10 protein-coding genes are annotated in these 15,648 nt (G+C 68.4%); 3 read left to right on the top strand and 7 right to left on the bottom strand.

From position 1 onward, the window contains the following. Window positions 1–3 precede the first annotated feature (3 nt). From cydD to ACFVTM_RS08375, 3 genes are all read right to left on the bottom strand, one after another. Window positions 4–3,675, bottom strand: a complete 3,672-nt coding sequence (cydD, locus tag ACFVTM_RS08385; protein ID WP_390202955.1) for a thiol reductant ABC exporter subunit CydD — start codon at window positions 3,673–3,675, stop codon at window positions 4–6. A 7-nt stretch (window positions 3,676–3,682) separates the two neighbouring features. After that, window positions 3,683–4,732, bottom strand: coding sequence for a cytochrome d ubiquinol oxidase subunit II (cydB, locus tag ACFVTM_RS08380; RefSeq protein ID WP_390202954.1), 1,050 nt, complete (start codon window positions 4,730–4,732; stop codon window positions 3,683–3,685). A 79-nt stretch (window positions 4,733–4,811) separates the two neighbouring features. Continuing rightward, window positions 4,812–6,407, bottom strand: coding sequence for a cytochrome ubiquinol oxidase subunit I (locus tag ACFVTM_RS08375; RefSeq protein WP_390202953.1), 1,596 nt, complete (start codon window positions 6,405–6,407; stop codon window positions 4,812–4,814). 341 nt (window positions 6,408–6,748) lie between these two features. On the opposite strand from ACFVTM_RS08375, the gene ACFVTM_RS08370 reads away from it, so the two are divergent. Then, window positions 6,749–7,135, top strand: coding sequence for a BlaI/MecI/CopY family transcriptional regulator (locus ACFVTM_RS08370; RefSeq protein ID WP_390202952.1), 387 nt, complete (start codon window positions 6,749–6,751; stop codon window positions 7,133–7,135). A gap of 6 nt (window positions 7,136–7,141) precedes the next feature. Further along, a complete protein-coding gene (locus tag ACFVTM_RS08365; RefSeq protein WP_390202951.1) occupies window positions 7,142–8,131 on the top strand; it encodes a M56 family metallopeptidase in 990 nt (329 codons plus the stop codon). Window positions 8,132–8,214: 83 nt separating this feature from the next. On the opposite strand, the gene ACFVTM_RS08360 is transcribed toward ACFVTM_RS08365, so the two are convergent. Beyond that, a complete protein-coding gene (locus ACFVTM_RS08360) occupies window positions 8,215–10,323 on the bottom strand; it encodes a type IIA DNA topoisomerase subunit B (RefSeq protein ID WP_390202950.1) in 2,109 nt (702 codons plus the stop codon). A 251-nt stretch (window positions 10,324–10,574) separates the two neighbouring features. Here ACFVTM_RS08360 and ACFVTM_RS08355 point away from each other — a divergent pair, with 251 nt between their 5' ends. Then, window positions 10,575–10,796 (top strand): hypothetical protein, encoded by a 222-nt coding sequence (locus ACFVTM_RS08355; protein ID WP_208748566.1) that lies wholly within the window; start codon window positions 10,575–10,577, stop codon window positions 10,794–10,796. 274 nt (window positions 10,797–11,070) lie between these two features. On the opposite strand, the gene ACFVTM_RS08350 is transcribed toward ACFVTM_RS08355, so the two are convergent. The 3 genes from ACFVTM_RS08350 to ACFVTM_RS08340 form a co-directional block, all read right to left on the bottom strand. Then, entirely contained in the window at window positions 11,071–12,396 is a 1,326-nt protein-coding gene (locus ACFVTM_RS08350) for an RNA polymerase sigma factor (RefSeq protein ID WP_390202949.1), read from the bottom strand. Between the two features lie 284 nt (window positions 12,397–12,680). Beyond that, window positions 12,681–14,228, bottom strand: a complete 1,548-nt coding sequence (locus ACFVTM_RS08345) for a DUF4192 family protein (protein WP_390202948.1) — start codon at window positions 14,226–14,228, stop codon at window positions 12,681–12,683. Between the two features lie 80 nt (window positions 14,229–14,308). After that, complete coding sequence (locus tag ACFVTM_RS08340) at window positions 14,309–15,640, bottom strand: nitrate/nitrite transporter (RefSeq protein WP_390202947.1); 1,332 nt, start codon at window positions 15,638–15,640, stop codon at window positions 14,309–14,311. Window positions 15,641–15,648 lie beyond the last annotated feature (8 nt).

Raw genomic sequence — 15,648 nt, 5'->3', positions numbered from 1 at the left:
GGCCTACCCCCGCGCCAGCACGGCTGCGGGCGCCGGCCCGTCGCCCGCAGCGCCCGCGGCCACCGCAGCAGCCACGGCGTCGAGGTCCAGTCTGGTGTCAGCGGCGTCGACATCGTTCGGGTTGTGGGTGACAAGGACAACGGTCCGGTCGCGCAGCCCTTCCCGCAGTTCGGCGAGCATGAGCCTGCCTGACTCCGCGTCGAGGTGCGCCGTCGGTTCATCGAGCAGGATGACATCGGCCCCCGTCATGAGCGTGCGCGCAACGGCCAGGCGCGTACGCTCCCCGCCGCTGAGGAACGCCCCGCCCGGGCCGATCCGGGTGTCCAGGCCGTCCTCGAGCCGGGCCAGCACAGGACCGAGTCCGACCGCGTCCAGGGCCGCGCGCATCTGCTCTTCGCTTCCGGCCGGTGCAGTGACCCCCTCCGGCGCAGCCTTCCCGGCCGGCGCGGCCAGCAAAAGGTTGCCGCGGATGGTCGAGTCGAACAGGTGCGCCTCCTGCGGGCACCACGCGGCGCGGCCGCTGAGGTACAGGTGGCCGCCGGCCGCGGGCAGGAAGCCCAGGATCGCGGCCAGCAGGGTCGATTTGCCGGAGCCGGAGGCCCCGGTGACGGCCAGCCAGCGCCCCGGACCGGCCGCGGCCGTGAGTCCGGTAAAGACGTTGCCGCCGCCAGGCCACGCCACGGCGAGGTCCACCAGTTCGATTCCGGGCCCACCTCCGGGCCGCGAAGCCACAGGCACCAGCCCGCCGGCAGCGGCGCCGTCGCCCTCTGGTTCATCATTCGCGCGTGAGTCGAGGACCCCTGCCTCGCTGATCCGCCGCAGCACCGCGCGCAGCGCCGGGTATTGCCTCACGGCCGTGGTGATCGCCGCGTAGGGGTCCACCAGGGCAAGCTGCACGAGGACGACGACGGCGACCGTCGCCGGTTCGACGGCGCCGCTAAGGGCGAGCGGCGCGGCCAGCACGGCGGTGGCAAGCGCGGCCGCGGTGCAGGCCAGCACGGTCAGGGCCTGGCCGAGCCCTTCGGCCCATGCCGACCGCTGGGACGCGGCCGTCGCGGACCGATCGGCCCGGCTGATCGCATCAAGCACGGGGGCGCCCACGCCGTTCGCCTGGAGTTCCGCGCGGGCGTCCAAGGCAGCGGCCACGTCACGGAGCACGCCGGAGCGGAGCCTCTGTTCGGTGCCGGCAGACATCCGGTCGGCGGCCAACGCGAGCGCAGGGGCAACGACGATGCTCAGCACCGCTGCCGCGCCCACGGCGGGCAGCGCAGCGGGAATCAGCAGCCAGATCCCGCCCACAGCGGCCAAGGCGACAGCAACCGCAGTCACGGGCGGCAGCACGACGCGGGGCAGCAGCTCCCGCACAGTGTCGACGTCGTCCACCACTGTCCCCAGGACGTTGCCGCCCTGCAGGAGCCGGCGCAGGGACAGGGCCCGGCGGCTCAACGACTCCCACAGCCGGCCCCGGAGCCTGGTCAGGGCCGCGAACACCGCGTCGTGCAGCAGCAGCCGCTCGGCGTAGCGCAGGCCCGCCCGGCCGATGCCGAAGAACCGCACGCCGACAATCGCGGTGAGCAGGTACAGGATGGGCGGCTGTTCGCTGGCACGGATGATCAGCCAGCCGGACAGGCCGGCAAGGGCGACGGCGAACAGGGCAGCCAGCGTGCCGACGGCTCCGGCGGCGGAAAACCGGCCCGCCACAGGGGCCAGCAGGCGACGCAACTGGGCGGTGACCGAGCCGGCCGGGCCGGCCGCGCCTGCCGAGTCCGCGGCGGTCGCGGGCGCGGCGGCAGCCGCTGGACGGTTCGGCGTCGGGGTTTCGCTCGCATACAGCGACGGCGTCGGGTCCGGGGCGGCGTCGGGACCCGGGGCCGGACTCGAGCCTGACGTTCCAGCAAGCACGACGGAACCCGGCCGGATGGCCGCAGCCTGCACGCCAGTTTCTCCCCCGGCAGTTGCCGGCAGGGGCGTGACGCGATCCGGATACTCGACGCCGTGCTGCCCGCCGCCGTGCGGCGTCAGGGGCAGCGGCATCAGAGGCACGAGCGTGTCGGCAAGGTCCCGGGTGTGCCGGTCGTGCGCGACGAGCAGCACGGTGACGTGTCCCCGGAGTCCGGCGAGGGCACGATTGACCGTCGTGGCCGATCCCCGGTCCAGATGGGCGGTGGGTTCATCCAGGAGCAGTACGCTGGCGCCGGCCTCGATCCGCGCCAGCCCGCGGGCCAGCGCCACCCGCCGCAGCTCCCCCGGGCTCAGCTCGGCCGGGTGCTTGGCGGCCAGGTGCCCCGCGGCCACGGCCGCCAGGCACCGCTGCGCTGCCGCAACCCTTTCGGCGCCAGCCCGAGTGCGGGCGTCGGCGTCGCGTCCGTAGGCGGGAATGCCGAGATACAGGCGGATCTCATCCAGCACCGTGGAAGCCACCATGACGGGGTGCTGTGGCACCCAGGCGACGTCCGCCGTCGTGAGTCCTCCGATGCATCCGGAGACGTCGGTTCCGGTGCCCGTCCCGATGGTCCCCGCGAGGACGCCGAGCACCGTGCTCTTGCCGGCGCCGCTGGGGCCGTCAAGGGCCGTGATCCGGCCCGCCGGGGCGGTGAAGCTCAATGGGCCGACGGCGGCCTCCGTGCGTCCGCCGAATCGAACGCTCAGCCCGTCCACGGTGACAGCCGGCGGCCCGGCAGCGGGCCTGCCGTCGGCAGCTCCCCCGGCAGCGGCGGCGGACGGTGCGGGGATGAGCGCGGCGGCTCCCGGGTCCGCGAGGACCGCTGTTGTTTCGGCGAGCGCGGCCCGGCCTTCGTCGCTGGCGTGGTGTGCGGTGCCAAGCTCCCGGAGCGGCAGGTAGCAGTCGGGAGCCAGGATGAGGGCCAGCAGGCCTGCCTCCAGCGCCATGTCGCCGTGAACCAGCCGGACGCCGATGAACACGGCCACCACTGCCACGGAGATCGTGGCGATGAGCTCCAGGGCCAGGGCGGACAGGAAGGCCGTGCGCAAAGTCCCCATGGTCCGGGAACGGTATTCCTCGGACATGTCCTCCAGTGCCTTGCGCTGGGCGGTGGCCCGGCCCAGCCCCACCAGGACGGGCAGGCCCTTGGCGAGTTCGAGCATGTGGCCCGAGAGCCTGGCCAGTGCGGACTGGGCTTCCCTGACCCGTTCCTCCGTGTACCGCCCGATCAGGACCATGAACAGCGGCACCAGCGGCACGGTCAGCACAATCACCACAGCGCTGATCCAGTCGGCGAACAGGATGCGGGCGCCCAGCAGCAGCGGGATGGCCGCGCAGTTCACCAGTGCGGGCAGGAACTGGGTGTAGTAGTTGTCCAGGGCATCCAGCCCACGGGTGGCCAGGATGGCGAGGCCGCCGTCGGTGGGCCCGGCCCGCCGCGTTCCGTTCCTGAGCGAGTGCTCCAGCAGCTGCGAGCGGAGCTCTTCCTTGACCCCGAGCGCCGCCCGGCGCGAGGCCACCGACTGCGCCCACACCGTCAGTGAGCGCAACACCGCGCCGGCAACCCCGAGAAGCAGCTGGTCGGCCCAGCCGGGGTCATGCGCCACGAGCCCGGCGAGCATGGATGCCACAGCCTGGGCCATCAGCACAAGGGACAGCGCCTTCAGGGCAGCCAGCAGGCCCAGCAGGTAGAGCGCGGAACGGGTCGCCGGGCCGGCGGGGAAGGGTCGCATCAGGGAGTTAGTCCTTAGGTGCCAGCGCTTTGGCGGCGATCGCGGGAAGGAAGCTGTGGGCTTCGGGAATGTGCGCCGCGCTCACCCGGCGCCGGAACACCCAGTAGGTCCAGGCCTGGTACGCCAGGACCAGCGGCAGCCCGAAGCAGGCCACAATGCTCATCAGTCCCAGGGTGTAGTCCGAGGACGAGGCGTTGGAGACCGTTAGATTGAACGCGGGATTCAGCGTGGACGGCAGCACCACGGGGAATGCGGCGCCGAAGATTGAGGCGCTGCCAAGCAGGAGGAACGCCCCCAGTGACAGGAAGGCACGGCCTTCCGCACCCTTGCGCGCGAAGTTCCAGGCCAGGACGGCCGCGACGACGGCGGCGACGACCGCGGCGATGGTCCAGGCCTCGCCGCTGAGCAGCTGCAGGCTCACGGCCCAGCCGGCGATGGGCAGCAACAGCACGGGCAGCAACCGGACGAACCAGGCCCGCGCCCGGTGGCGGACTTCGCCGTCGGTCTTCAACGCCAGGAACCCCAGCCCGTGCAGGAGGGAGAACCCGACGACGGCGAGACCACCCAGCACCGCATAGCCGCTGAACCAGGCGAACGGGCCGCCCTCGCGGTCACCGTTGGCGTCCAGGGGCAGCCCCGTGGTGGTCAGGGCCAGTGCGGCACCGACGCCGAAGGCAGCGACGAACGAACCTGCCGCGATGGCCCAGTCCCAGCGGGTCCGCCACCGCGGGTTGTCCACTTTGCCGCGGTACTCGAAGGCGACCGCGCGGAAGATCAGCGCCACCAGGACCAGCAGCAGCGGCAGGTACAGCGCGGAGAACAGCGAGGCGTACCACAGCGGGAACGCCGCGAAGGTGGCACCCCCGGCGGTCAGGAGCCAGACCTCGTTGCCGTCCCAGACCGGGCCAATCGTGTTGATCAGGACGCGGCGTTCCGTGTTGTTCCGGGCGAACACTTTCATCAGCATGCCGACGCCAAGGTCGAAGCCCTCGAGAAAGAGATAGCCGGTCCACAGCACCGCGATGGCAATGAACCAGATGGTGGGTAGAAGTTCCATGCTGAGAATCCTCTGCGCTTTTCTTGTGGGGTTACCGGGGTAGGCGGAGTCGCCGGCCGGACGGGTTGCCGGGGGTCGTCTAGTAGGCGAAGGCCAGGACGTCGTCGCCGTCGGGCCTGGTTCCGGCCGGAGGCGTGCCGTCTTTCGACTCGTCTTTGGGTGCGTGCGCGAGTTCAGGCATGGCCGAGGCCACGCCGCCGCGGATGTAGTTGACCAGGAGCTTGACCTCCACCACCAGCAGCACCGCATAGATGGAGGTCAGGACCACGAGGGAGGTCAGGATCTCACCGGCCGAGACTCCCGGGGAGACGGCCGCTGCGGTGAACATGAAGACCTGGTCGACTCCGCTGGGGTCCGGGTTCGGGGCGACGACGAAGGGCTGGCGGCCCATCTCGGTGAAGATCCAGCCCGCGGCGTTTGCGCCGAACGGCGCGAGGATGCCGAAGACCGCCAGGCGCATGAGTCCGCGGGAGGCCGGCACGGTTCCCTTGCGTGTGGCCCACAGCGCCAGGAGGGCGGCGAGGGCAGCCACGCCGCCGAAGCCGATCATCATCCGGAAACCCCAGTAGGTGACTTCCATGACGGGCACGTACTGGATTTGCTGGCCGGCGCGGTCCCCGTAGATGGGGTTGTCCGGCAACGTGGTGCCGTACTTGGCCTCATACTCGCCCAGCAGGCTATTCACGCCCTTGACCTCGGTGGAGAAGTCGCCCTTGGCCAGGAAGGACAGGATGCCGGGAACTTCGACCACGGCCACGATGTCGTCGCAGTTCCTGGAGCCGACGTTGCCCACGCTGAGGACCGAGAAGCCGGTGCCGTCGTGGCAGGCTGCCTCGGCCGCGGCCATCTTCATGGGCTGCTGCTCGAACATGAGCTTGCCTTGCAGGTCCCCGGTGACGGCGGTGCCGGCAAAGGAAATCATGGCCACGACGGCGCCGATCCGCAGCGAGCGGATCCAGACGGTGTGGTCGCTGCGGTCCCGGCCGAGGATGGTGGCGGCCTCGCCGGGAATGACCTTGCCGTCGGCCCCCACCGTGTCGATGCCGTCATGGCGGCGCCGCCACAGGTGGTACCAGGCGATTCCGAGGAGGAACCCCCCGGCGACGGCGAGGGCACCGAAGAGGGTGTGCGGCACGGCGACGAGGGCGGTGTTGTTGGTGAAGACGGCCCACGCGTCGGTCATGACCGGCCTGCCGTTCACCATTTCGACACCGACGGGGTGCTGCATCCAGCTGTTGGCCACGATGATGAAGTAGGCCGAGAAAACTGAGCCAATCACGGCAACCCAGAGGCAGGCCAGGTGGAGTCCGGGCTTGAGTTGCTTCCAGCCAAAGATCCACAGGCCCAGGAACGTGGACTCCACGAAGAAGGCCAGGAGCGCTTCCATGGCCAGCGGGGCGCCGAACACGTCGCCGACAAAGCGGCTGTACTCACTCCAGGCCATGCCGAACTGGAATTCCTGCACGATTCCGGTGGCGACGCCCATGATGAAGTTGATCAGGAAGAGCTTGCCCCAGAACTTGGTCATGCGCAGATATTCCGGTTTGCCGGTGCGGTACCAGAGCGTCTGGATCACAGCCACCACCAGCCCGAGGCCGATCGTGAGCGGCACCATCATGAAGTGGTAGACGGTGGTGATTCCGAATTGCCAGCGTGCGATTTCCAAGGCGTCCAAGGCAGTCCCTACTTTTGGCTAGGTCCGAGCAACTTCTACGTGGCGTAGAAGTAAGTCTTCTACAGAGTGTAGAACACGACGGCGCTTCCCCGTAACTCAGACTCCCACGGCGCGTCACGGCCTGCAATGGCCGAACAGCCCTGCCCGCGGCCTGCTGGCCGGCCGGCGACCGGCTCCCAACACGACCGCGCGACACGCCGGGCGGCCGTGTTCTACTTCATGTAGAAAGAATGCGCAAAAAGCGGTAAATTTGGAACCAAGTATTCACATACACCGCACCGGCAGGCACCAGCATTTCCCCAGCATCACGCCGGCGCGGCAGTCGTAGAAGGATGTACGCCATGGCAAGTCTCGGTGAACTGGAACGGGCAGTGATGGACCTGCTCTGGGCAGGCCAAGAAGCTGCGACCGCCAACACGCTGCGGGACCTCCTCGCACAAAGCACCCGGTCCCAGGACGGCACCGCCGGACACGAGGGCAAGGACCTTGCGGTCACCACCGTACTGACCGTCCTCTCGCGCCTTGAGCGGAAGGGTCTAGTGGAACGCGAACGCGGCACGCGCCCGCACCGGTACCAGGCCGTCTCGAGCCGCGCGGACCACACCGCGGAACTCATGCACGAAGTCCTCGGCTCCGCCCCGGACCGCGAGGCCGTACTGGCCCGGTTCATCGGTTCGGTCACGGACACCGAGGCAGAAACCCTGCGCAAGCTGTTGGGCCGCAGCTAGCGCCCGATGTTCTGGACCTCATATTTCCTGGCGGTCCTTGCGGTAGTGCTGGCGTGGCCGGTGCCTATCCTCCTCTCGCGTGCCCACTGGCCGGCGCGCTCCCCCTTCATGGCGATGCTGCTGTGGCAGGCGATCGCCCTGGCCGGCGGCCTGTCCATGATCGGCGCCATGCTGGTCTACGGGCTCGAACCGATTGGCAATAACCTGCTTTCCGGCCTGCGCGCCCTGGCGGGGATGGTCTTCAACAATGCCCCCACCACAGATCTGGGCTTCTGGCACATCTTTGCGCTCTCGGCCGCAGCCCTGCTGACGGCCCACCTTCTCTTCACCTTGCTGCTGACCTACTACAAGATCCAGCGCCAGCGCCGGCGCCACCGGGAGCTGCTGGACCTTCTGGCCTCGCCATCCTCCGACGGCCCGCGAACCATGGTCCTCAACGTCGACTCGCCCGTGGCATACTGCCTGCCGGGTGGCGCACGCTCCGTGACGGTTCTCTCCGACGGGCTCATGGCCGCGCTGGAACCCGATGAGCTCCGCGCCGTGTTGATTCACGAAAACGCCCACCTGAGCCAGCGCCACCACCTCCTGCTGTGGGCCTTCGCCGCGTGGCGCCAGGCCCTGCCGTGGCTCCCCACCACCCGGCTGGCGCAGGAGTCAGTGAACTCCCTGATCGAAATGCTCGCCGACGACGTCGCGCTCAAGACGGAGAGCAAGGCCACGCTCATCAGGGCGATCGCCATTGTGGCCAGTGGTTCCCCGGCCATGCCGGCGGCACGCCTGGCGTTCGGCGAGACCGGCCTGTCCGACGCCGACCCCAGCCAGCCCGGCGCCACCGGGGGCAGCGGCTCGGCCGGTACGACGGCGTCCCGCGTCAGCCGCCTTCTCTCACCCCGGCCGCCGCTGTCGGAACCGCTGCGCGCCGCCGTGCTGGCATGCTGCGTGCTGCTGCTTGCCGTACCGACAGCCCTGCTGCTGGTTCCCGGCCTGCTCGGCTAGGACAGCCCCCTCGGGCCGCCGCTTTGGCCCGCCGGCGGGCCTCCCGGCGGGAAACCCCGCCGGGACCGCCGGGACCGCCGTGGTCAGGCGTCGATGCGCTCCCGGTCCAGGTTTGCGGCGCCTGCAATGATGAAGTCCTTGCGCGGCGCCACGTCGGATCCCATGAGCAGGTCGAAGGTTTCCTCGGCCTGCTTGGCGTTCTCGATCCCGACCTTGCGGAGCGTCCTGTGGCGCGGGTCCATGGTGGTTTCGGCCAGCTGCTCGGCATCCATCTCACCGAGGCCCTTGTACCTCTGGATCGGCTCCTTGTAGCGTTTGCCCTCCTTGGCGAGCCGCGCCAGCAGGACGTGCAGCTCAGCCTCGGAGTAGGTGTAGATCATCTCGTTGGCCTTCTGGCCGGCGTTGATGACCTCCACACGGTGCAGCGGCGGGACGGCGGCGAAGACCCGGCCCTCGTCGATCATCGGGCGCATGTAGCGGAAGAAGAGGGTGAGCAGCAGCGTCCGGATGTGGGCGCCGTCGACGTCGGCGTCGGTCATCAGGATCACTTTGCCGTAGCGGGCCGCGCTGATGTCGAACGTCCGGCCGGAGCCGGCCCCCACCACCTGGATCAGGGCCGCGCACTCGGCGTTGGAGAGCATGTCTCCCACGGAGGCCTTTTGGACGTTGAGGATCTTGCCGCGGATCGGCAGGAGCGCCTGGAAGTCAGAGGACCTGGCGAGTTTGGCGGTGCCGAGCGCGGAGTCACCTTCGACGATGAACAGTTCGGAGCGTTCGACGTCGTCCGTGCGGCAGTCGGCGAGCTTGGTGGGCATGGAGGAGGTTTCCAGCGCATTCTTGCGGCGCTGGGTTTCCTTGTGGACGCGGGCCGAGATGCGCGACTTCATCTCGCTGACGACCTTTTCCAGCAGCAGCGCGGACTGGGCCTTGTCGTTGCGGTTGGCGGAGGTCAGCTTCGCGTTGATCTCCTGCTCCACCACCTTGGCCACGATGGCCCGCACCGCCGAGGTGCCCAGGATTTCCTTGGTCTGGCCCTCGAACTGCGGCTCGGCCAGCCGGACGGTCAGGACGGCGGTCAGGCCGGCGAAGATGTCGTCCTTTTCGATCTTGTCGTTGCCGGCCTTGAGCTTGCGGGCATTGGTCTCCACGGCCTTGCGGAAGGTCTTCAGCAGGGCCTGCTCGAAGCCGGACTGGTGGGTGCCGCCCTTCGGCGTGGAAATGATGTTGACGAAGGTGCGGACCGTGCTGTCGTAGCCGATCCCCCAGCGCAGCGCGACGTCGACCTCGCAGTCGCGCTCGACCTCCGCGAGCTGGCTGTGGCCCTTTTCGTCGAGGACGGGCACGGTTTCCTTGAACTTCCCGGCACCGTGGAGGCGCCAGATGTCCGTGATGGGCGGGTCGGCGGCGAGGAAGTCGACAAACTCGGAGATGCCGCCGTCGTGGTGGAAGATCTCCTCATGCGGGCCGGATTCACCGGGTGTGCCGGCCAGCTTGCGTTCGTCCCGGACCGTGAGCTTCAAGCCCGGGACCAGGAACGAGGTCTGGCGGGCGCGCGCGGCGAGGTCCTCGTAGGAGAACTTGGCGTCGGGCGTGAAAATCTGCCGGTCCGCCCAGTAGCGGATCCGGGTGCCGGTGACGCCGCGCTTGGCCTTGCCGACGACGTCGAGCACGGAACCGTCGATGAAGGGTTCGAACAGGGTCGCGGGGTCCGGCTTGGTGCCCGGATCCTTGAACCGGCCGGGCTCGCCGCGGCGGAACGACATCTTGTACGTCTTGCCGCCGCGGTCCACCTCGACGTCGAGGCGGGCCGAGAGCGCGTTGACCACGGAGGCACCCACGCCATGTAGGCCACCGGACGCCGTGTAGGAGCCACCGCCAAACTTTCCACCGGCGTGCAGTTTGGTGAAGACCACCTCAACGCCGGTCAGCCCGGTTTTCGGCTCGACGTCCACGGGGATGCCACGGCCGTCGTCGTGGATCTCCACCGAGTTGTCCGCGTGGAGGATGATCTTGATGTCGTGGCCGAAGCCGGCGAGGGCCTCGTCGACGGAGTTGTCGATGATTTCCCAGAGGCAGTGCATGAGCCCGCGGGAATCCGTGGAGCCGATGTACATGCCCGGGCGCTTACGGACGGCCTCGAGGCCCTCCAGCACAGAGAGGTGCCGGGCGGTGTAATCAGAACTGGGTGCCACGGGTCGTGAACTCCTTACAGGATCGGGACTGCCCCTGCGGTGTGCGCAAGCGTGCAGTCACAGTATTTAACGCTCTTCCTAGGTTAGTCGGAGTCCAGGTCCTCCCCGGTGTGCCACTCCCCGCAGGGGCTCTCCGGCAGTACTCCGTTACTGAGACGTGATACGCGGACAGCGAAAGTGGGCCATCCCTGCCATGGTTTGGCCACGAATGCTGGTTATATAGGTATACCGATCTACTAAGGAGGCCGAACATGACAACAGCAGTTGCGGACCGCACACTGACCGCCGCAGACCGGTGCGATCGTTGCGGGGCACAGGCATATGTCCGGGTTGTTCTCGGCGCCTCCGGCGGTGAGCTTCTCTTCTGCGGCCACCACGCACGCGCCGTAGAACCGACACTGAAGCCGCTCAGCTCAGACTGGCACGATGAGACTGACCGCCTTCACGAGAAGGCTCCGGTCCCGGTCGACTAGACCGCGCCGGTCCCCCGCCCGGTGCCCCAGACGGTTCCCGGGCGACCCAAAACAACGCATAGACCAAAGTGCCAGACCAAAAGTGTCAGACCAATGCAACAGGGCCCCTCCACACCGGAGGGGCCCTGATTCGTTAACCGGGGTTTTCGCTGCGCCGCGGGAACGCGGGGAACAGCAACGCGGGGTCGCTTCCGGCCCAATTCTTCCGAGGAAGATGGGCGGGAAGTGACCCCGCGTTGCTTGTGGACTGCCATTGGGCCTGTGGCCGTAGGCCTTAGTCCAGGTAGTCGCGCAGGACCTGTGAGCGCGACGGGTGCCGCAGCTTGGACATGGTCTTGGATTCGATCTGGCGGATGCGCTCACGCGTGACGCCGTAGACCTTGCCGATCTCGTCTAAAGTCTTCGGCTGTCCGTCGGTGAGGCCGAACCGCATGGCGACCACGCCGGCTTCGCGCTCGGACAAGGTGTCCAGCACCGAGTGCAGCTGTTCCTGCAGCAAGGTGAAGCTCACCGCATCCGCCGGAACCACGGCTTCGGAGTCCTCAATGAGGTCGCCGAACTCGGAGTCGCCGTCCTCGCCAAGCGGGGTGTGCAGGGAGATGGGCTCCCGGCCGTACTTCTGGACCTCGACGACCTTTTCCGGCGTCATGTCGAGTTCGAGCGCCAGTTCCTCGGGCGTGGGTTCGCGGCCGAGGTCCTGCAGCATCTGGCGCTGGACGCGGGCCAGCTTGTTGATGACTTCCACCATGTGCACCGGGATGCGGATGGTGCGGGCCTGGTCGGCCATGGCGCGGGTGATCGCCTGGCGGATCCACCAGGTGGCGTAGGTGGAGAACTTGAAGCCCTTGGTGTAGTCGAACTTCTCGACCGCACGGATCAGGCCAAGGTTGCCTTCCTGGATCAGGTCCAGGAACAGCATGCCGCGCCCGGTGTAGCGCTTGGCCAGCGAAACGACGAGGCGGAGGTTGGCCTCCAGCAGGTGGTTCTTGGCGCGCTTGCCGTCGTGGATGACGAATTCGAGTTCGCGCTTGAGCTTCGGCTCCATGGTGCCGTCGTCGGCGGCGATCTTCTCCTCGGCGAAGAGGCCGGCCTCGATCCGCAGGGCCAGGTCCACTTCCTGCTCGGCGTTCAGCAGGGCGACCTTGCCGATCTGCTTCAGGTAGTCCTTGACGGGGTCGGCGGTGGCGCCGGCGGACATGACCTGCTGCACGGGGGCGTCGTCGTCGTCGGCATCGGAGTATACGAAGCCGGAGCCTGTGGCGGCCGCGGCCTTGCCGGCGACCTCTTCGCCTTCTACTTCGTCACCGAGTTCGGCGGGGTCGGGTGTGATGTCGTCGAGATCCTCATCGGCTTCGACATCATCGTCATCGCCAGATGATTTGCCGGCGGCCTCCGCCGCGGCTTTGGCGCCGGGCTTGGGCCCGCGCTTCTTGGGCTCAGGCTTGGCGACCCCGGTTACGGTGTCGCCACCCTCTGCGGAAGCGGCAGCCTTGTTGGCTGCGCGCGTGGCGGCGCGCTTGGCGCTGGTCGCCGCCTTCTTCTCCTCAGGGGACATTTCGGCCTGGTCGGCGGGTTCCTTCTTCGCGGAAGACGGGGTCACTGAAAACCTTTCTAGCTGCGGTCTGCGGAATCACCATACGGGCAACACCACTATGACCCTGTCAAGTCCGTGTTCAACATCAGGTGCGACCACGGCCAGCAGAGCCACTTAGTAGAACTGCTGGGGCGGCCTTAATGTTCCCTGTTTCCAAGGTTCATTGAGGGCACTTGATACACGGACCCAACCGGGTCTCGGCAACCATTGTCTCACGGTTTTCCCTGTGAGTGCCTTTCGGGACGCCGGGTCCACCATATTGCGGCGGGTTCGCGCGCTCCGTCAGGCACTCATGCCGCGTCAGGCGCAAATTTCTGCCACGCAGCCTCCCGTCTGGCCGCCCAGCCGCACAGCGTGCCGCGCCGGCCCAGTTCTGCCAGCAGTTCCGCCAGCCTGTATCCCGGGTGTTCCTGCAGGGCCTGGCAGTACAGGGCATCGGCGTACGAGCCGCGGCCGCGGCACCATTCGATCCAGCCCCGTGCCGTCACGGCGGCCGCAGTGGACTCCCCGTCACCAAGACGGCCAAGCTGCTCCAGGACCCGCTCGAGCCCCACCATCTGGGCCCAATTCGGGACCGCCGGCGCCAGGCCGAGCAGGACCTCCCCGTACCCGGGGACCGCGTCGGACCGCGGGACGGCGCCCGCCTCCGGCAGGGGCAGCTGCGGCATAGGCCGGGAACCAGAGATGGAACGGGAGGTCGGACCGGACACGGATTCGTGCTCTGGCCCTGCAAGCGGACTGGGCGTTGGCCGGAGCCGCGGGGCGGGCATGGTTCCGGATGGGACGGCGGACCAGGCCTCCGCGTCGAACATGCCGAAATCCTCTGCGCCGCGTTCGGCCGCTGACCGCCCGGCGGCCGCCATGACGAGCACGGCGTCCCGCCACGACGGTACGCTCAGGCTGGCCCGCAGGTAGCCGGCCAGCTCCGGTGACAGCTCAAGCGGCACACCGGCGGCCCCAGCATCGGGGATATTGGAATCGAGGCTGCTGGTGTCGGGCGCCGCCGCGTCGGGGACTGACGCCCCCGGTGCCAGGGAGTCCGAGGCGGCACCGATGGGATCCTGCCGAACTGTGGCAGCCTGCATGGCCGTCGTCCAGACATCGAGCACCTGGTCGAATTGTGCCCGGTCGCGCCGCCGCGGGGAGAATTGCTCCGCCCAGTCTGACTCAGCCGCGCGCACCGCCGGGTCCACCGGCAGTGGCGGCGTTTGAGTCCCTCGTGTGCCGGGGGCTGCGCCTATGCTGCTGCCGCGGTAGACCATCTCGGCGTTGAGCCTGCTGTTCTTGATCTGCTCGACCGGGCGGCCGGCAGGGCCACAGCATTCCGGATCACTGCAGTGCGCGCTGCGCCAGAATTCGGCACCGATAATCCACGCGTCCCTCAATGGCATCCCGGCTGCTTCGAGGGCAAGTTCGAGTTCTTTGAGCAGGGCAGCCCACACCGTTCCGTCGCCGGTCACGTCAGCGTCAGCGTCAGCGTCAGTGAAGAAGGCCAACAGCGCTCCGTCGGCTGCCTCGTCCGCCTGCAGGTAGCCCACGACATTCCGCGCGAAGGCGGCCATCACATCCCCGCGGCCGGATCCGGAGCGGCGGTTGCGGGCGGTGCTGCCGCGCCCGTTGGCCAAAGGCTCATTCACTCCACCACTGCCGCCTCCACCGGCTCCGCCAGTGCAGTCACCGCCGGGCACGGGCAAGTCGACGCGCAGCGTGGCTCCGAGCCGTTTGCCCTGCAGCGTCATGGCCACGAGGCTGTTTTCCGGCCAGTAGCCAAGGGAATGCGGGATGAAGCCCAGGATGTCCTCGGGGCCGGTGATTCTCAGGTGATCGGGAGCTGTCATAGGCCCAGCTTCGCGGCGGTCACAACCCCGCGGCAGGCCCGGATTGCGCTATGTGGATAACTAGACTGCGGTTGCCGAATTCAGGGCGTGCGGCGGCGCTCCACGACCAGCCTGCGCTGCGCGGCGAGGGTCTTGAGCAGCGGCGGAACCATGACTCCCTGGGCAGCCATCTGGCGACGGACCTTCCGCCGGGTGGTGATGATGGCGGCGGCTCCCCCGGCAAGCAGCACGAACTGCACGCTGAGGGCGACGCGGAACGAATCCAGGCCGTAGAGCTCACCCTGCGAGAAGCCACTGGCATGCAGGAGGTCGAGCACCAGCCCAATCAGGTAGATGGAGACGAGCGCGGCGATGAAGCCGCCCACGTTGACGATCCCGGTGGCGGTGCCGAGCCGGTGGGCCGGGTTGAAGGTCCGGGCGAAGTCGAAGCCAATCATGGAGCCGGGGCCGCCCACGGCCAGGGTGACCACCAGAACGGCGAGGAGCCAGAGCGGTGCGCGTCCCGGCAACAGCAGGACGGCTGCCCAGGCGGCGGCGGTGCACCCGGAAATCAGGAGCACCATGGTGGAGCGCCGCAGCGGGTGCCGGGCAACGAATCGGCCCATCAGGGGTCCGGCGGCAATGGCGGCAGCCACGTATAGAGCCATGAGGGCGGAGACTGTTCCCCGGTCCAGGCCCTGGGCCGAGATCAGGAACGGGTAGCCCCATGTCATGGCAAAGACCGTGCCGCTGAACTGGACCGTGAAGTGGCTCCACAGCCCAAGCCGGGTCCCGGGCTGCCGCCAGGCGTGCCCCAGCGAAATGCCCGTGGCCCGCAGCCCCTGGGACTTTTCCGGAGCGGGGTGCCCGGGCGGAAGGTCCTGGAGCAGGAGTATCACCAGCACGACGGCGAGGCCCGACATCGCGGCGAGCGTCAGGAAGGCAGGAGTCCACCCCGCGGCGTGCAGGATCATGGCGAAGGGCACCACGCTGAAGAGCTGGCCCAGCTGTCCGGACATGCCGGTCAGCTGTGTCAGCAGCGGCACCCGGGCAGGGGCAAACCAGAGCGGGATGAGCCGGATCACGGAAATAAAGGTCATGGCGTCACCGGCGCCCACCAGGACGCGGCCCAGGACTCCGCCGGGGATGTTGTCGGCAAAAGCCAGCTGCAGCTGGCCGAGTCCCATCAGGACACCGCCGCCGGCGAGCATGGCGCGGGAGCCGAACCGGTCCACGAGGATGCCTACGGGAATCTGCAGCGCGGCATAGACCAGCAGCTGCAGCACGGTGAAGAAGGAGATCTCGGCCGCGGTCGCGTGGAAGCGTTCGGTTGCCTCCAGGCCGACCACCCCGAAAGAGGTGCGCTGGCTGACCGCGACAAGATAGGCAAAGATCCCAATGATCCAGATCAGCCAGGCGCGGGGAGAGGTCACTCCCCCAT

The organism is Arthrobacter sp. NPDC058130, assembly GCF_042884475.1.
Classification (GTDB): Bacteria; Actinomycetota; Actinomycetes; order Actinomycetales; family Micrococcaceae; genus Arthrobacter.
The sequence above is the reverse complement of the archived record's forward strand: the minus strand, read 5'-3'. Positions and strand labels throughout refer to the sequence as shown.